Annotated in this window: 13 protein-coding genes; 6 read left to right on the plus strand and 7 right to left on the minus strand. The window is 73.2% G+C overall.

Annotation, left to right across the window (positions count from 1 at the left end):
- Positions 1–10: 10 nt before the first annotated feature.
- Positions 11–1,585 (plus strand): GAF domain-containing protein, encoded by a 1,575-nt coding sequence (locus tag JOE68_RS20235; protein ID WP_307819775.1) that lies wholly within the window; start codon positions 11–13, stop codon positions 1,583–1,585.
- Between the two features lie 10 nt (positions 1,586–1,595).
- Complete coding sequence (locus tag JOE68_RS20240) at positions 1,596–2,249, plus strand: response regulator (RefSeq protein ID WP_204843866.1); 654 nt, start codon at positions 1,596–1,598, stop codon at positions 2,247–2,249.
- Positions 2,250–2,302: 53 nt separating this feature from the next.
- Here the strand turns inward: JOE68_RS20240 and JOE68_RS20245 are convergent, their stop codons facing one another.
- The gene (locus tag JOE68_RS20245; protein WP_204843867.1) at positions 2,303–3,826 is read right to left on the minus strand and encodes an alpha/beta hydrolase; all 1,524 of its coding nucleotides are present in this window, start codon (positions 3,824–3,826) and stop codon (positions 2,303–2,305) included.
- Positions 3,827–3,988: 162 nt separating this feature from the next.
- On the opposite strand from JOE68_RS20245, the gene JOE68_RS20250 reads away from it, so the two are divergent.
- Entirely contained in the window at positions 3,989–4,960 is a 972-nt protein-coding gene (locus JOE68_RS20250) for a hypothetical protein (RefSeq protein WP_307819776.1), read from the plus strand.
- Positions 4,961–4,991: 31 nt separating this feature from the next.
- Here the strand turns inward: JOE68_RS20250 and JOE68_RS20255 are convergent, their stop codons facing one another.
- Genes JOE68_RS20255 through JOE68_RS20275 form a run of 5 tightly spaced genes read right to left on the minus strand, consistent with a single transcriptional unit; the run spans position 4,992 to position 9,727 of the window.
- Positions 4,992–5,960: an ABC transporter substrate-binding protein gene (locus tag JOE68_RS20255; protein ID WP_204843868.1), complete on the minus strand. Its 969-nt coding sequence runs from the start codon at positions 5,958–5,960 to the stop codon at positions 4,992–4,994.
- 18 nt (positions 5,961–5,978) lie between these two features.
- Complete coding sequence (locus tag JOE68_RS20260; protein WP_204843869.1) at positions 5,979–6,986, minus strand: ABC transporter permease; 1,008 nt, start codon at positions 6,984–6,986, stop codon at positions 5,979–5,981.
- On the minus strand, positions 6,983–7,744 hold the full coding sequence (locus JOE68_RS20265; protein WP_204843870.1) for an ATP-binding cassette domain-containing protein: 762 nt from the start codon (positions 7,742–7,744) through the stop codon (positions 6,983–6,985). The genes JOE68_RS20260 and JOE68_RS20265 overlap by 4 nt, the downstream gene beginning before the upstream one ends.
- 1 nt (position 7,745) lies before the next feature.
- On the minus strand, positions 7,746–8,747 hold the full coding sequence (locus tag JOE68_RS20270) for a class I mannose-6-phosphate isomerase (RefSeq protein ID WP_204843871.1): 1,002 nt from the start codon (positions 8,745–8,747) through the stop codon (positions 7,746–7,748).
- Entirely contained in the window at positions 8,744–9,727 is a 984-nt protein-coding gene (locus tag JOE68_RS20275; RefSeq protein WP_204846198.1) for a LacI family DNA-binding transcriptional regulator, read from the minus strand. Before JOE68_RS20275 ends, JOE68_RS20270 begins: the two co-directional genes overlap by 4 nt.
- A gap of 214 nt (positions 9,728–9,941) precedes the next feature.
- On the opposite strand from JOE68_RS20275, the gene JOE68_RS20280 reads away from it, so the two are divergent.
- Entirely contained in the window at positions 9,942–13,148 is a 3,207-nt protein-coding gene (locus tag JOE68_RS20280; RefSeq protein ID WP_307819777.1) for a GH92 family glycosyl hydrolase, read from the plus strand.
- A gap of 591 nt (positions 13,149–13,739) precedes the next feature.
- Here the strand turns inward: JOE68_RS20280 and JOE68_RS20285 are convergent.
- A complete protein-coding gene (locus JOE68_RS20285; RefSeq protein ID WP_275584907.1) occupies positions 13,740–14,432 on the minus strand; it encodes an AfsR/SARP family transcriptional regulator in 693 nt (230 codons plus the stop codon).
- Positions 14,433–14,598: 166 nt separating this feature from the next.
- Here JOE68_RS20285 and JOE68_RS20290 point away from each other — a divergent pair, with 166 nt between their 5' ends.
- Positions 14,599–15,111, plus strand: coding sequence for an RICIN domain-containing protein (locus JOE68_RS20290; protein WP_204843874.1), 513 nt, complete (start codon positions 14,599–14,601; stop codon positions 15,109–15,111).
- Positions 15,112–15,210: 99 nt separating this feature from the next.
- Positions 15,211–17,502: a GH92 family glycosyl hydrolase gene (locus JOE68_RS20295; RefSeq protein ID WP_372443363.1), complete on the plus strand. Its 2,292-nt coding sequence runs from the start codon at positions 15,211–15,213 to the stop codon at positions 17,500–17,502.
- Positions 17,503–17,639 lie beyond the last annotated feature (137 nt).

The raw sequence follows: 17,639 nt of genomic DNA on the forward strand, positions 1-17,639 counted from the left end.
CGGCGGAGGGGTGGGGCGGTTGCCAGGTTCCCCGGACTCGAGCGCGGCGCGCCTGGACGGCCTGCTGCGCCAGCTCACCGACCGGACCGCCGAGGCGATCGGCTTCCAGGAGCGGATGCACCGGCTGCTGGGCGCGGTCGTGTCGCTGGCCAGCGACCTGTCCCTGCCCGACGTGCTGCGCCGCATCGTGGAGTCCTCCTGCACCCTGGTCGGCGCGCGGTACGGGGCGCTGGCCGTGGTGGGGCCCAACCGGCAGCTGCTGGAGTTCACCTACGGCGACGAGCGCAGCCACACCGACTTCACCGGCGCCGCGTTCGACCCGTCCGCGCCGGGCTTCCTGGGCGTGCCGGTGCACGTGCGGGGCGAGGTGTTCGGCAACCTCTACCTCACCGACAAGGACGACGGCGAGGACTTCACCCCCGCTGACCGCGAGGTGGTGACCGCCGTGGCGGCGGCGGCCGGCATCGCGATCGAGAACGCCCGCCTCTACGAGCAGTCGCGGCAGCGCGAGGTGTGGCTGCGCGCGTCCAACGAGGTGACGAACGCGCTGCTGACCGGCACCCCCGACCGGGACGCGCTGCGGCTGGTGGCGGTGCGGGCGCGGCTGGCGGCCGACGGCGTGAACGCGGTGGTGGCGCTGCCCGACGCGCAGGGCGAGCTGGCGGTCCGCGTGATGGACGGCGAGCTGCGCGGGTTCACCGTCTCGCGCGAGGGCAGCGCGAGCCGCGAGGTCTACGCCACCGGCCGGACGAAGGTGCTCGACGGGCTGCCCGGCCACTTCGACCGCATCGGGCCGGTGGTGGTCGTGCCGCTGGCGGCCGGCGAGCGGGTCCTGGGCGTGCTGGTGGTCGCCCGCGCGCGCGACCACCACCCGTTCGACGCCTCCGACGTGGCGCTGGTGGAGTCCTTCGCCCGGCAGGCGGCGCTGATCCTGGAGTTCACCCGCGCCACCGGGGCGGGTCGCCGGCTGGCCGTGCTGGAGGACCGCGACCGGATCGCCCGCGACCTGCACGACCTGGTGGTGCAGCGGCTGTTCGGCCTGGGGCTGGAGCTGCAGAGCCTCAACGCCCTGGTGGAGCAGCCCGTGGTGGTGCAGCGGCTGGCGGGCTTCGTGCACGAGGTCGACCAGACGATCCACGAGATCCGCCGGACGATCTTCTCCCTCCAGGAGCCGGCGGCGGGCTCGGCGAGCCTGCGCGCCCAGCTGCTGCGGGTCGTGCAGGACTCCAGCCGCCTGCTCGGCTTCGAGCCCGCGTTGAGCACCGACGGCCCGGTGGACTCGCTGGTGCCCGACCACGTGCGCCCCGACCTGCTGGCCACGCTGCGCGAGGCCCTGGCCAACGCGGCCCGGCACGCCTCGGCGCGGACGGTGCGGGTGCGGGTGGCGCTGGACGTGGAGGCGGGCGAGGTGGCGCTGGTGGTGTCCGACGACGGCGACGGCCTGCCCGACGGGCGCGTGCGGCACACCGGCGGGCTGGTGAACATGGCCGCGCGCGCCGCCCGGTGGGGCGGCGCCTGCGACGTGCGCTCGGAAGCGGGCAAGGGCGTCACGGTGACGTGGTCCGTCCCGCTGGTGTCGGGGTAGGGAGAGGACGATGGCCATCTCGGTGCTGCTCGTCGACGATCACGAGATCGTGCGGCGCGGCTTGAACCAACTGCTCGCGGTGGAACCGGACATCGAGGTCGTCGGCGAGGCGGAGAGCGCGGCGGCGGCCGTGGCGGCGGCGGCCGAGCACCGGCCCGACGTGGCCGTGATCGACGTGCGCCTGCCCGACGGCGACGGCGTGACGGTCTGCCGGGAGATCCGCTCCACCGCCCAACCGCCGCCCGCCTGCCTGATGCTGACGTCGTACTCGGACGACGAGGCGCTGTTCGGCGCGATCATGGCGGGCGCGGCCGGGTACATGCTCAAGCAGGTCTCCGGCATCGACCTCGTCTCGGCGATCCGGACCCTGGCGGCGGGCGGTTCGCTGCTGCACTCGGGCGTCACCGCGACCGTGCTGCAGCGCCTGCGCGGCGGGCCGGTCGAGGACCCCCGCTACGCGGCGCTGAGCCCGCAGGAGCGGCGGATCCTGGACCTGATCGCCGAGGGGCTGACCAACCGGCAGATCGCCCAGCGCCTGTTCCTGGCGGAGAAGACGGTGAAGAACTACGTCTCGTCGCTGCTGCACAAGCTGGGCTTCGGCCGCCGGACCGAGGCGGGGGTGTACGCGGCCCGCCGCCGCCAGAGCGGCGCGTTCGGCGGCTAGCCCGCGGCCCGGCCCCCGCCCCCCGGGGGGCGGGAGCCGGGCCGCGGGGCGGGTCAGAACCAGCCCTGGACCAGGGACGGCCGCGCGGGCGGCGCGGTCGTCGGGTCGGGCAGCGGCGTGCCGGGGCAGGTGACGTCCCGGGCCGGGACCACGCCGTCGACGATGAAGGACTCCACCAGGTCGTCCACGCAGGCGTTGCCGAAGCCGTAGATGCCGTGGTCGCCCTCGTCGGTGACGGTGAGCAGGCGGGAGCCGGCGAACTGCTCGTGGGCTCGCCGCGCGCCCTCCACCGGGGTGGCCGGGTCGCGGACCGACTGCACCATCAGCACCGGCGGGACGCCCTTGCCGGTCGGGGTCTTCAGGTGCAGCGGCGGGCGGTCCCAGAACGCGCACGGGGCCAGGAGCTGGTAGTAGCCCATCAGCGGGTACTGCCGGCCCAGCCGCTCGGCCTCCCGGGCCAGCCGCTCGCGACCGCCCCGGAACTGCGTGTCGTTGCACGTGATCGAGTACAGGGTCGCGGTGGGCGCGTCCGGGTAGCGCACGTCGAGGGCCGCCGCCGCGACCGCGCCCGAGGTGGTCTGCGCGACCTGCGAGAAGGTCTGCGCGACCGTCGGGAACAGCTGCTTGCTGTACTGCCCCTGCATCAGGACCAGGTCCAGCAGCACGCCGTCGAAGAGCGTGCCGTCCGGCAGCGCGATCGGGTTCTTCGCCAGCGCGGCGCGGGCCTGCTCGTAGCGCTGCCGCACCTGCTCGGCCGTGGTGCCCAGGTGGTAGACGCTGTCGTGCTTCGCGACCCAGGGCAGGAAGTCGACCCGGAAGCGGCGCTCGAAGCCGCGGCCGAACTCGTCGAAGACGTCCTGGAACGTCGTGGTGAACTCGGCGTTGGAGTCGAGCACGAACTTGTCGACCCGGTTCGGGAAGTAGGTGGCGTAGTAGGCGCCCAGCCACGTGCCGCCGGAGTAGCCGATCCAGCTGACCTTCTCGCGGCCCAGCAGGTGGCGCAGCAGGTCGAAGTCCTTGACCGTCTGCTCGGTGTTGACCACCCGGCCGAACTCGCCGCTGCGCCGCTGGCAGGCCGACGCCTGGAACTCGGCGGCGTCGTAGAGCAGCCCGACGTTGGCGCGGCTGCGGTCGCGCGGGTCCGCGACGGTCAGGAAGTCGAAGTTCGCGCAGGTGACGTTGGTGCTGGCCCCGGTGCCGCGCGGGTCGACGCCGATGATCTCGAAGTTGTCCACCAGCTTCGAGCGGCCCAGGTAGGCGGTCGGCAGGAGCCTGCCGGGGCCGCCGGGACCGCCCGGGTTGGTCAGGACGCTGCCCCTGGCCTGGCCGCTCCTGGGCTTGAGGCGGCTGACGGCGATGGTGATGTCCTTGCCGTTGCGCGGCGCGCGCCAGTCCTGCGGCGCGGTGTACGTGCCGCACTCCAGGGCGGGCGCGTCGATGTCCGTGCACGGGCCCCACGTGATCGTCTGCGCGAAGTGCGGGCTCGCCGGCGCCCCGACCCGGTCCTGTGCCTGCGCGGTCGCCGGGAGCGTCGCCGCCAGCAGGGCGGCGGTCACGGCTGCTGCCAGTGTTCGCATGGATTCCCCCTCCAGTCGTGCCATCACCTCATCGGTGACGCGGGGTGGGGGACAACCGCACAAAGAGTGGTGTTCGGGTCTACGAAAGCACTACGCCGGTCGGGGGTCCGGGAAAGTAAGGTCGACGGGGTGGGGATTTTCCGGAGGAAGCGGCCTGCCGCGGTGGCCCGTGAGGTGGTGCGCGACCACACCTACGACGACGCGATCCTGGACATCGCGGCGGAGGAGATGGACGCCGGGCACCTGCGGGCGGCGACGACCGTGCTGGCCGAGTGCCGCGACGAGCCCGAGGTGCGCGCGCTGCGGGTCGAGGTGCTCGGCGAGCACGCCATCGGCCACGCGGACGAGCTGCTGGAGCTGGCGAAGAACAACACCGACCCGGACCTGTGGCTGCTGGCGGGCACGGCGTTCATCCGGGAGGCTTGGGCGATCCGCGGGTCGGGCCGGGCGGACAGCGTCGGCAAGGACCGGTTCAAGGTGTTCTTCGCCACGTTGCGCAAGGCCGTCGGGCCGCTGCACGAGGCCGCGAAGCTGCTGCCCGGCGACGCGGTGCCGTGGGCGCAGCTGCAGACCGCGGGCCTGGGCCTGCAGGTCGACCGGGACCAGAAGGACGAGGTGTGGCGGGAGATCGCGGCCCGCTGCCCGACGCTGTACCCCGCGCACTGGACGCGGTTGCAGATCCTCGCCGCCAAGTGGGGCGGCTCCGCCGAGGAGATGATGGCCTTCGCGCACGGCAGCGTGGACGCGGCCCCGCCGGGCGACCCGGTGGTGGCGATGCTGCCCCTGGCGCACTTCGAGGTCTTCCTGGAGCAGTTCGAGGACGCCGTGCAGGCGCGCAGCGCGCTGAAGATCGCCACGCTCAAGCTGCGCTACTTCGGCCGCGTGCGCGAGGAGATCGCGCCGGCGGCGGACAAGTGGGCCGCCGCGCCGTCGCGCCCGCACCCCAGGTCGCTCCAGGCGCACAACCTGTTCGCGGCGGCCTTCGCGCTGGCCGACGACGCGCCCCGGGCCCGCCGGCACCTGCTCGGGATGCGCGACCACGTGCACGACGTGCCGTGGGCCTACGTCGCGTACCTGGCCGACGACCTGGAGAAGGAGTACTCCGAGCTGGCCAACAAGTACCTGGACGCCTGAGCCGGGCGCCCGGTCCGGGCGCCCGGCCGGGTCAGCACCCCTGCTTGTAGAAGTACTCCTCGTTGGCGTCCATGTCGGCCCGGGTGAGCGCGACGAGGTCGGTCTCGACCTCGCGCCGGACCTCGCCGCCCTCCAGCGCCGCGACCGCCTGCTCGACGCCGGTCCGGCCGATGGTCGCCGGGTCCTGGGCGATCAGGGCCTGCACCGCGCCCGCCCTCAGGTCCTCCACCTGCTTGGGGCTCGCGTCGAAGCCGACGAGGTTGACCACGCCGGTCCTGCCCGCGTTGCGCAGGCCGGTCGACGCGCCCTCGCCGGTGTTCAGGTTCGTGGCGAACACGCCGACCAGGTCGGGGTGGGCGGCCAGCGTCGCGGTGAGCTTGGACACCGCCTGGTCCGGCTCGTTGTCGGTGTACTGCTGGCCGACGTACCGCAGGTTCGGGTACTTCCCGATCTCGTCCTCGAAGCCCTTGGCGCGGGCGTCGGTGGTGGACGTGCCGGCCTTGGTGTTGAGCACCAGCACCGACCCCGGCTTGTCGCCGACCAGCTTCGCCATCGTCCGGGCGGCCAGCTGCCCGCCCTGCTCGTTGTCCGACGAGACGGTGGACACCGCGATCGAGGTGTCCTCCAGCCTGGTGTCCACCTCCACGACCTTGACGCCGGCGTCCTTGAGCTGCCTCATCGGCCCGGCCATGGCCTTGTCGTCGGTCGGCGCGATGAGCACCGCGCCCGGCCGGTTCGCCAGCACCCCGCTCACGATCGGCGTCTGGAGGGTGGAGTCGAACTTGGCGGGCGCCTGCACGTCCACCGCGTAGCCCCGGGCCTGCGCCGCCTCGCGGAAGGCGCACTCCATCGAGATGTAGAACGGCTCCGCCGAGACGCCCGGGATCAGCACCATCCTCTTGCCGTCGCCGGCGTCGCCGGCGTCCCCGATCCGCCCGCCCCCACCGCACGCCGTCAGCAGCAGGGCCGCCCCGAGCAGGGCCGCTGTCCTCGTCGACATGTCTCCCGCACCTCTCCCCTAGCGCCGGTTGCGCGCCCTCCGCCGTGATTGGTCGAACCACACCGCCGCGACCAGCACCGCCCCCACCGCGACGGGCTGCCAGTAGACGTTCACCCCGACGATCACGAACCCCTTCTGGAGCACGGCGGGGATGAACACCCCCAGCACCGTGCCGACGACCGAGCCCGAGCCGCCGAACAGGCTGGTGCCGCCGAGCACCACGGCCGCGATGGCGTCGAGGTTGTCCGTCTCGTGCCCGGTGATCGACGCGACCCGGAAGTAGGCCAGCGACATGAACCCCGCCAGCCCGGCCAGCACGCCCGCCAGCAGGTAGACCCCCGCCAGGTGCCGGGTCACCGGGATGCCCGCCCGGCGCGCGGCCTCCTCGTCGGAGCCGATCGCGTAGGTGTGGCGGCCGAACCGCGTGGTGGCCAGCACCAGCGCGCCCAGCGCCGTGACCGCGCCCGCCAGGATCACCATGTTGGGCAGGTCGAACCAGGTCCCCGAGCCCAGGCCGTCGGTCAGCGCGTCGGGCACCCGGCTGACGTTGGAGCCGTTGGAGATCAGCTGCCCCGCGCCCAGCGCCGCGCCGAACGAGCCGAGGGTCACGATCAGCGGCGGCAGGCCCGCCCGCGCCACCAGCAGGCCGTTGAGCAGGCCCCACGCCGCGCCGCTGGCCAGCGCCACCGCCAGGCCCACCAGCACGGTGCCCCAGCCCGCGCGGGTCGCGTCGCCGGCGTTGAGCGCGTTCATGGCCGTCGCCGACGTGACGCTGGAGAACACCAGCACCGAGCCCACCGACAGGTCGATGCCGGAGGTGACGACCACGTAGGTCATGCCCACCGACAGCACCAGCAGCACCGAGGTCTCCACCAGCAGCGACTGGAGGGTGAACACCGTCAGCACCGCGTCCGGCCGCAGCGCGCCGAACACCGCGACGATCACCAGCAGGGCCAGCCCGATCCACAGCGTGTTCGCGCCGAGCAGGCGCTGCGCCCACGTGCGCCGGCCGCCGTCGGGGCTCATGCGTCCTCCTGCGACAGGGCGCCGGTCATCGCGCCGACCAACTCCTCCACCGTCGTGCCGGCGGCCCGGAACCGCGCCACCCGCCTGCCCAGGCGCAGCACCTCCACCCGGTCCGACACGGCCAGCACCTCGGGCATGTTGTGGCTGATCAGCACGACCGCCACGCCCCGGTCCCGCACCCGCCGGACCACGTCGAGGACCCGGCCCCGCTGCACCACGCCGAGCGCGGCGGTCGGCTCGTCCATGAAGACCAGCCTGCCCGCCCACACCACGCTGCGCGCCACGGCGACGCTCTGCCGCTGCCCGCCCGACAGCGAGCCGATCGGCACGTCCACGCTCTGCAGCGCGACGCCCAGCTCGCGGAACGACTCGGCGGCCCGGCGGCGCATCTCCTTCTCGTCCAGCACGCCGAGCCACCCCAGCAGGCCCGGCTTGCGCAGCTCGCGGCCCAGGAACAGGTTCGCCGCCGGGCCGAGGTCCGGTGCGACGGCCAGGTCCTGGTACACCGTCTCGATGCCCAGCGACCGCGCCGCGGTGGGCGAGGGCAGGGTGATCTCCCGGCCGTCGAGGGCGATCGTGCCCGAGTCCGGCTGCTCCGCGCCGGACAGGCACTTCACCAGCGTCGACTTGCCCGCGCCGTTGTCCCCGATCAGCGCCACCACCTCGCCCGCGTGCGCGGTGAACGAGGCGCCCCGCAGCGCTTCCACGCCGCCGTAGCGCTTGACCAGGTCGCGGGCGTCCAGCAGGGGGTCGGCCACGTCAGCTCCCGGGGTGGGGCGGCAGCGGCGGGCGGCATCGGACCACGACCAGGTCGCCGGTCAGCACGGCCTCGCCCGCCGCGTGCGGCACGACGACCGTGCTGCCCCCGCGCAGCGGCAGGGGACCCAGCGCGCCGGAGCCCCCCAGCACCACCAGCACCGCGAACGACGGCTCCAGCGCGGCCCTGCCCGACACGTGCAGGCGGTCCGCGCGGAAGAACGGATCGGCCTCGGGGGGCAACAGGTCCACCGACGGGGCCACGCGCGAACCGGTGCGGGACACCAGGTCCTCGACGCGCGGGGCCCGCCGGTCGACGCACCCCAGCGCCGCGTCGCCCAGGCCGAGGTGCCACGCGTCCGGGTCGGCCAGGAAACCGCGCCACTCCAGCGTGACGGAGAAGTCGGTGGGCTGCTGCACCTCGACGACGAACACGCCCTCGCCGATCGAGTGCGGCACGCCGGCGGGCACCAGGACGGTGTCGCCGGGTCCGACCGCCACCGGGTTGAGCGCGTCGAGCATGGCCCGGGAGTCCTGCGCGGCCACCCAGCCGGCCAGCGCCGAGGCGGGCACGTCCCGGCGGAAACCGAGGTGCACCAGCGGTTGCGGGCCGTTCGCGCCGATCACCACCCACGCCTCGGTCTTGCCGTGCCGGCAGGCCAGGTGCTCGGCGGCGAACGCGTTCGACGGGTGGCAGTGCACCGGCAGCCGCCGGCCCGCGTCGAGCAGCTTCACCAGCAGCGCGGTGTCCGCGCCGAACGCCGCCACGTGCTCGGGCCCCAGCCACGCCACCGGGTCCGCGCGCACCGCGTCCCGCAGCCACCGCCCGTCGGGCAGCCTGGTCAGGCCCGCCCGGTCCTGCCCGAACAGGGTGGTGGTCGACGCCACCCAGTCCTCCGGCCCCGCGTCCGCCGCGGGGTCGCCGCGCAGCGCCGCGATCGCCGCGCCGCCCCGGTAGAACTGCTCGGGCTGGTTGGCCGCCAGCGCGACCGGCGGGGTGCTCATGCGCGGACCTCCCCCGACCCGCGGGCCACCAGCCGCACCGGCAGCACCACGCGGCGCGGCGGCGAGCCGTCGCCGTCCAGCCGGGCGTACAGCAGGTCCGCCGCGGCCTTCCCGAGCGCGCTCGCGTCGTGCGCGATCACGCTGACCGGCGGCGAGAGCAGGTCGGCCAGCTCGAAGTCGTCGAAGCCCACCAGCGCCGGCCTGGTCGCCGAGCCGGCCAGGGCGCGCAGGGCGTGCACGGTGATCCGGTTGTTGCCGGTGACCACCGCCGTCGCCGGGTCGGGCGCGTCGGCCAGCCGGCGCAGCGCCGCCCGCACCGAGGCCCCGTCGTGCGGGCCCATGGCGACCAGCGACCCGTCGAACCCCAGGCCCGCCCGGGCGCAGCCCTCGCGGTAGCCGCGCAGGCGCTCGTTGGCGGTGAAGATGCCCGGCGCGTCGCCGAGGAACGCGATCCGGCGGTGCCCGAACGACGCCAGGTGCAGCACGGCCTCGATCGTGCCACCGATGTCGTCCACCAGCACGGTGTCCGCCACGACGTCACCCGCCGGGCGGTCCAGGAACACGACCGGCGTGCCCGCGCGCATCTCCGGCAGCAGGTAGCCGTGCTGGAGCCCGGCGGGCACGATGAGCAGCCCGTCGACCCGCCGCGAGCAGAACTCCAGCGCCAGCTCCCGCTCCCTGGCCGGGTCCTCGTCCGACGAGCCGGTGATCACCAGCCTGCCGCGCGGCCGGGAGACCTCCTCCACCGCGCGCGTCACGCCGGAGTAGAACGGGTTGGCCACGTCCTCCAGCACCAGCCCGACCGCGCCGGTGGACGACCCGCGGCGCAGGTTGCGCGCGCTGAGGTTGCGCCGGAAGCCGAGCTGGTCGATCGCCGAGAGCACCCGCTCGGCGGTCGCCGGGTGCACTCCCGCCTCGTCGTTCACCACGCGCGAGACGGTCTTGATGCTGACACCCGCCAACCGCGCCACGTCGTTCATCGTGGCGCGTCGCACCTTGCGGACGCCGGTGGCGCCGTTCGGGGACAACGTTGTCATAGTCGCCGAATCACACACCCGCTCCCCGGTGATGTCAATGATCCGGCCTGTCCCGAACCGGACAACACCCGGACACGGCCTTGACGCGCCCCGAGCACTCTCCGCAAGTATGCAATCACCAGAAGTGGTGGACAGCGTTGTCACCCGAGGAGGGCTCGTGAGGACAGCACTGGTGGTCGCGGCGGTCGTCGCGTCCGCGTCGGTCCAACCGGTGGTCGCCCAGGCGCAGGTGGAGGACCTCGCGCGGTGGGTCAACCCGTTCGTCGGCACCCGGCCGGGTGGCCCCGACCACGGCACCGGCGGCGGCGCGGGCAACACCTTCCCGGGCGCGGACGTGCCGTTCGGCATGGTGCAGTGGAGCCCGGACACGGTGACCCGCCAGCACGGCGGCTACTCCTACGACGACAACCGCATCAAGGGCTTCAGCCTCACGCACCTGTCCGGCGCGGGCTGCTCGACCTACCAGGACATCCCGATCATGCCGTTCGTCGGCGAGGTGACCACCTCGCCCGCCGCCGACCCGAGCCGCTACGTGTCGACCTTCGCGCACTCCGCCGAGTCCGCCTCGCCCGGCTACTACGGGGTCGAGCTGGACAACGGCGCGCACGTCGAGCTGAGCGTGACCCAGCGGACCGGCATCGGCCGCTTCGCCTACCCCGGCGGGGCCACCTCCACGCTGCTGGTCAACACCTCCGGCTCGGTGTCGGGCACCGACGATGCCGAGGTGACCATCGGCGCCGACACCATCAGCGGCTGGGCCACCAGCGGCCGGTTCTGCGGCGCGGACCACCGCTACCGCGTCTACTTCCACGCGCACTTCGACCAGCCGTTCGCGTCCGTCGGCACGTGGAAGGACGGCGCGGTCACGCCCGGCCGGACCAGCGAGCGCGGCGGCTCGCCCCGCCGGGAGACCGGTGACGCGCCCAAGACCCTCGCCGCGCAGACCGCGCCGCGCGAGGTCGCCGCCCGCGACACCACGGTGTCCGGTCCCGGCAGCGGCGGCTGGGTCACCTTCGACGACCCGGACGTGACGGTGCGCGTGGGCCTGTCGTTCGTCTCGGTCGACGGCGCCCGCGGGAACCTCCGGGCGGAGAACACCGGCAGGTCGTTCGACGCGGTCCGCGCGGCGGCGCGCGCGGCGTGGAACGACCGGCTCGGCCAGGTCCGGGTCACCGGGGGCACCGACGCGCAGCGCACCACGTTCTACACCGCCCTGTACCACTCCCTGTTGCAGCCCAACGTCTTCTCCGACGCCGACGGCCGCTACCCCGGCTTCGACGGCCGCGTCCACACGGCCGACCGGGGCCACGCGGTCTACACGAACTTCTCCGGCTGGGACGTCTACCGCTCGGAGATGCAGCTGCTGTCCCTGCTGGCCCCGGCGGAATCGGCGGACATGGTCCGCTCCATGATGGCCTTCGCCGAGCAGGGCGGCTCGTGGGACCGGTGGACGGTGGCCAACGGCTACACGGGCGTGATGGTCGGCGACCCGTACCACGTGATGGTCTCCAGCGCGTACGCCTTCGGGGCCAAGGACTTCGACGCGGGCAGGGCCCTGCTGCTGATGCTGCGCGGCGCGACCCAGCCGACCCAGGGCTACCAGGAGCGGCCGGGTCTCGAGGAGTACCAGGAGCTGGGCTACGTCCCGGTCGGCGCGCGGGGGGTGTGGGGAGCGCCCGCGACCACGCTGGAGTACACCACCGCGGACTTCGCCATCGCCGAGCTGGCCCGCCGCCTCGGCGACGGCGCGACCTGGCGGGCGTTCATGGAACGCGCCCAGTACTGGCAGAACGTGTTCAACCCGGCCACCTCCTACACCCAACCGCGCAACCGGGACGGGTCGTACGTGGAGCCGTTCACGCCCGGCAACCCGGACAACTGGGTGGAGGGCAACGCCGCCCAGTACACGTGGATGGTGCCCTACAACGCGCGCGGGCTGTTCACCGCGATGGGCGGCGACGCGAAGGTCCGCGACCGGCTGGACCACTTCTTCACCAAGCTCAACGCCGGCCCCGACGAGCCGTACGCGTTCCTCGGCAACGAGCCGGTCATGCACACGCCGTGGCTGTACAACTGGGCCGGCGCGCCGAGCCGGGCGCAGGCCGTGGTGCGCCAGGCGGTGGACGAGCTGTTCGGCCCCGGGCCGGACGGCCTGATGGGCAACGACGACCTGGGCCAGATGTCGTCCTGGTACGTGTGGGCCGCGCTCGGCATGTACCCGGCGATCCCCGGCCGCGCCGAACTCGTGGTCAACAGCCCGCTGTTCGAGGAGGTCACCATCACCCGGCCCAACGGCGGGCCCATCGTCATCAAGACCTCCGGCACGGGCGAGCACGTCGCGTCCCTGAAGCTCAACGGCCGCGCGCAGACCCGCACGTGGCTGCCGGAGTCGTTCGCGACGGGCGGCGGCACGGTCGAGTTCGGGCTGACCGCGGAGCCGACGGCCTGGGGCACCGGTCCGGCCGACGCGCCGCCGTCGTTCCGCGACGGCGAGACCGCCCAGCAGGGCTTCGTCGAGCCCGGCCGGCTGGTGCTGCCCGCCGGCGGCTCCGGCGCGGTGACCGTCGGCGCGCAGGACTTCTCCGGCAAGGGCGGCAAGGTGTCCTGGAGCGCCGAGCCGCCCGCGGGGATCGCGGTCACCCCGGCCCGCGGCGAGGTCGCCCTCCCGCCGGGGGACAAGGCGGGCCAACCGGTGACGATCGCGGTCGCCGCCGACGCCGCCGAGCGGACCCACCGCATCCCGCTCGCGTTCTCCAACGGGCAGCGCAGCACGATCTCGGTGCTGGTGGCCGACCCGGGCAGCCTGCGGGCGGCGTTCGACAACATCGGCACGTCACCGGACGACGACCAGGCCGTCGGCAACTTCGACGGCCAGGGGTGGAGCTACTCGCGCAAGGCGTTGGGGGAGCAGGGGTTGAGCCCCGGCGCCACGGTCACCCGGGACGGCATCGCCTACACCTGGCCGACTTCACCGGTGGGCGAGGCGGACAACGTCACGGCGTCCGGGCAGACCGTCACGGTGAACGCCACGGGCACCAGGCTCGGCCTGCTGGGCAGCGGGGCGAGCGGCCGGGCGTCCGGCACGCTCACCGTCACCTACGAGGACGGGACCACGCAGACGGCCGACGTCGGCCTGTCGGACTGGGCGCTGGGCGGCAACCCCTCCACCCCGCCGTCGTTCGACAACCGCATCGTGGCCACCACCCCGTACCGCAACAGCCCCAGCGGAACCCCGCAGCAGATCAAGGTGTTCGTCTTCGCCACCGCGCCCATTGCCTTGCAGCCCAAACCGGTGCGCTCGGTGACACTGCCCTCTTCCGTTTCGGGCGGCACGTTCCACGTGTTCGCCATCGGGGTGGCTTAGGGGCCGCGGCCCTTGCCCGAGGGCCGCGCCCCGCGAGGCTTTGCGCGTAAAGCCGCGCCCCGCGCGGCGGCGCTTCAGCGCAGCCGTGTGCCTCGTGTTCTCCCCGTACGGCCTGGGCGCAGCCCAATCATGTTTTCCGGGGGGCGTCAAGCACGCTCTTCGCTTGACGCCCCCCGGAAAACATGATTGCCTCCGGCAGGCCGTGCGGGGAGAACACGACGCACTTCCCTCCTCCTTGGGGGCCTCCCGGCCGCTCTTCTTACCAAGATCGCGCACCGATCCAGGAAATATTAGGTGCGGTGCGGATCCAAGCTGAAGAGCTTTAAAGAGTCCTCGCCGGACGGGCAGGCCGCCAAGGAGAATGAAAAGAAACAGCGGTCGTGTTCTCCCCGCATGACCTGTCAAAGACAACCATGCTTTCTTGGGGGGTGCAAGCGAAAAGCGTGCTTGCACCCCCCAAGAAAGCATGGTAGCCCTCCGGGCAGGCCATACGGGGAGAACACGAAGCGATCGGACTGCACGGGGCGTGCAGCCCAAAGGCGAAGCCGTAAGCCGCAAGCGTAAGAATAGGTGTTCTGCGTATGGAAGGGGTCAGGAGCGCAGCATCGTCTCGTGCAGCTCCCGCAGTGCGGGGCCGGTGGTGATGCCGTACTCGGTGACCAGCCTGTGGTTGAGCCGGCGGTAGGTCTCCAGTGCCTCGGCGGTGCACCCGCTGCGGTAGTGGGCGAGCATCAGCAGGCCGTGCAGCGACTCCCGGACCGGGTGCTCCTCGGCCAGGCGGAGCAGTTCCGACACCAGGTCGCGGTGCCGGCCCAGGCGCAGCTCGACCTCGGCGCGCAGCTCCACGGCGGCCAGCCGCTCCTGCTCCAGGGCGTTGCCGAGGCGGACCCGCACCGACTCGAACGGGATGTCGGCGAGCGGTTCGCCGCGCCACAGCGCGAGGGCGTCCCGCAGCACGCCCGCCGCCTCCCGGTCGGGCAGGGTCCGGGCGCGGGCGACCGCCTCGCGGAACCGGAAGACGTCCACCCGCTCCGGGTCGGTCTGCAGCGCGTAGCCGCAACCGCGCGTCACCAGTCGCGCGTCCGGGTGTCCACCCAGCGACCGGCGCAGTGCGGCGACGAAGCCCTGCACGGCGTTGCGCGCCGTGGCCGGCACCTCGTCCTCCCACAGCAACCGGATGATTCGATCAACCGGCACCACCCGATCGAGTTCGAGCAGTAGCACGGCCAGTAGCGTCCGTCTCCGCGGACCACCCAATGGAATCAATTGACAATCTTTCCACATGCCCACTTCGCCGAGCAGGGTGAAGTTCACGATCGCCTCCCGACGTCTGGCCGCACCGGTCCCTCAGCGCGGCATCAGCCGTTCATAAGCACCTTCTCGGAGACTGTGCCGGTCGTTACCGCAACTATTGGAGGTAGACCCGATGAGGCGAATTGCGGCAAGCCTGTTGACGAGTGCCCTGGTGGTGCTCACCCTGCTCGTCGCGCCCCTCGGCGCGTCCGCCGACCGGACCTCTGCGACCGACGGGGCGCGCGTCCTGGCCACGAACGGCACCTACCCGCTCAAGAACGACCACAGCGGGAAGTGCCTGGAGGTCTACGGCTGGTCGCAGGCCAACGGCGGCAACGTCGTGCAGTGGGACTGCCACTACGGCGCGAACCAGCTCTGGACCTTCGTCCGGCACGGCGACGGCTCGTACTCGCTCAAGAACCTGAACAGCGGCAAGTGCCTGGACGTCTACGCCTGGTCGCAGGCCAACGGCGGCGACGTCGTGCAGTGGGAGTGCCACTGGGGCGCCAACCAGCGCTGGGTGCAGACCTGGTCCGACGACACCGCGAGCTTCCGGTACCTGAGCCGGCACAGCGGCAAGGCGCTGGAGGTCTACGGCTGGTCGCTGGCCGACGGCGGCGACGTCGTGCAGTGGGAGTGGCACGGCGGCGCGAACCAGCGCTGGCGCTGACCGCCGGCCCCGGTCCGCCGGCCCCGACCCGCTCCCGCGGCGCGCGGCCACCCGGCTCGGGTGGCCGCGCACCGCTGCCGGCAATACCGTGGGGGTGTGCTGCGCAGCCTGCTGGTATTCGTGGTATCGGCCGCTATGGTGATACCCGTGGCGGCGGACGCGCAGACGGACCCGGTCGAATCGGTGAACACGTTCATCGGGACCAAGGACGACGGGAACACGTTTCCCGGCGCCGCGATGCCGTTCGGGAAAGCCCATTCCAGCCCGATCGGCGCGCATTACGCCGGCTGGCGCTACGACGACCCGGTGATCCGGGGTTTCGGCCACTTCTTCCTGTCCGGCGCGGGGTGCCACGAGCAGGGCGGGCTGGTGTCGGTCCTGCCGACCACCGGCCTGCCGTCCTCCTTCGACCACCGCCGCTACGGCGTGGGCTACTCGCACGACGGCGAGGTGGGCAAGCCCGGCTACTACCGCGTGCGGCTCGCCTCCGGCATCACGGTGGAGAGCACCGCGACGACGCGGACCGGTGTCGAGCGGTTCGCGTTCCCCGCGGGCGCCACCCCGCACGTGCTGGTGAACGTGGGGCAGGCCAACGACAAGGAGCCGGTGACCGGCAGCAGCGTCCGCGTGGTGGACGACCGGACGCTGGCCGGAACCGTGACGGCGCAGGCGTTCTGCGGCGGCAAGCCGTACACGACGCACTTCACCACGATGTTCGACCGGCCGTTCGAGCGGACCGGGAACTGGGGCGGCGCGGAGGGCGGCGCGGGCCTGCGCGGCCAGTGGGTGCGGTTCGCCGACGGCCCGGTCACCGCCGCGACGGCCATCTCGCACGTGGACGCCGAGGGCGCGGCGAAGAACCTGACCGAGGCCCGGGGCAGGCCGTTCGACGCGCTGCGGGCCGCCGCGCAATCGGCGTGGCGGCGGGAACTGCGGTCGGTCGACATCGACGCGGCCGACCCGGACGACCGCGCGGTCTTCTACACCGCGCTGTACCACGTGCTGCTGCAACCGTTGACGGGCAACGACGTCGACGGTCGCTACCGGGGTTTCGACGGCCGCGTGCACACCGCCGCCGGCTGGACCTACTACGAGTACTACTCGCTCTGGGACACCTACCGCGCGCACAACCAACTGCTGGCCCTGCTGCGCCCGCAGCGCGCGAAGGACATCGCCCGCTCCGTCCTGGCCATCCACGACCAGGGCGGCTGGCTGCCCCGCTGGGCGTACGCCAACCAGGAGACCAACACGATGACCGGCGACCCGGTCACGCCGTTCCTGGTGGACCTGTGGCGGTTCGGCGCGCTGGAGGGCTCGGCGGAGCGGGCTTACGCGGCACTGGCCCGGAACGCCGGCGGCGTGCCGCCCGCGGGGTCGCCGTTCGAGGGGCGGGCCGGCAACCCGTCGTACCTGGCGAACGGGTTCGTCCAGTTCGACCGGGAATTCCCGAAGAAGGGCCAGGACGTCGACCCGCACCACGGCGCGTCCGCGACCCTGGAGTACGCGCTGGCCGACTGCTCCCTGTCGATCATGGCGGAAGCGCTGGGGCGCACCGGGGAGGCGGCCGTGCTGCGCCGGCGCGGCCTGAACCACCGCACCCTGTGGGACGACTCGGTGACCGACCGGGGCTTCACCGGGTTCCCGCGCCCGCGGACCGCCGACGGCCGGTGGCTCGACCCGTTCACGCCGCAGGGCCGGGACGGCTTCCACGAGGGCACCGCCTGGCAGTACCAGTGGCTGGTGCAGCAGGACGTGCCGGGCCTGGTGCGGCGGCTGGGCGGCGCCGGGGCCGCCGCCGCCCGCCTGGACGACTTCTTCGCCTACCCGGACCTGGTCGCGGACCCGGCCGGGACCGTGCGGGAGAAGTGGGTGGTCGGCCCGTACGACTACTACAACCAGTTCCGCTACAACCCCAACAACGAACCCGACCTGCACGCGCCGTGGATGTACGCGCTGATCGGGCAGCCGTGGAAGACCTCGGCGGTCAACCGCGCGGCGCAGACGCTGTTCGTCAACGCCCCCAACGGTGTCACGGGCAACGACGACCTCGGCACCATGTCGGCCTGGTACGTGTTCAGCGCGCTCGGCCTCTACCCCGTGACGCCGGGCACCGGGCAGTTCCTCCTCCACGCGCCCCGGTTCGGCCGGGCCGTGCTGCACCTGGAGTCGGGCCGCGACGTCGTCATCACCGCGCCCGGCGCCGACCCGGCCTCGCTCCAGTACGCCAAGGCCGTGAGCCTGGACGGGGTCGGGCACGACCGGACCTGGGTCGACCACGAGGCGCTGACCTCCGGGGCGCGGCTGGCGTTCGAGCTGACCGGCGACCCGACCGAGGCCACCTGGGGCACCGGCCCGGACGCCGCCCCGCCGTCGCCCTGCTCCGACGGCTGACCGTCGTTCCGCCCTGCTGCCCGGTCGTCGCCTCGTCCTGCTGTCCGGTCGTCGTTCCGCCCTGCTGCCCGATCGTCGTTCCGCTCCGGCGAACCGACCTCACCGTCCGGATGCGGCCAGGCGCGCTGGGCGACCGC

Origin of the sequence: Saccharothrix algeriensis (genome assembly GCF_016907655.1) — a bacterium.
GTDB lineage: Bacteria > Actinomycetota > Actinomycetes > Mycobacteriales > Pseudonocardiaceae > Actinosynnema > Actinosynnema algeriense.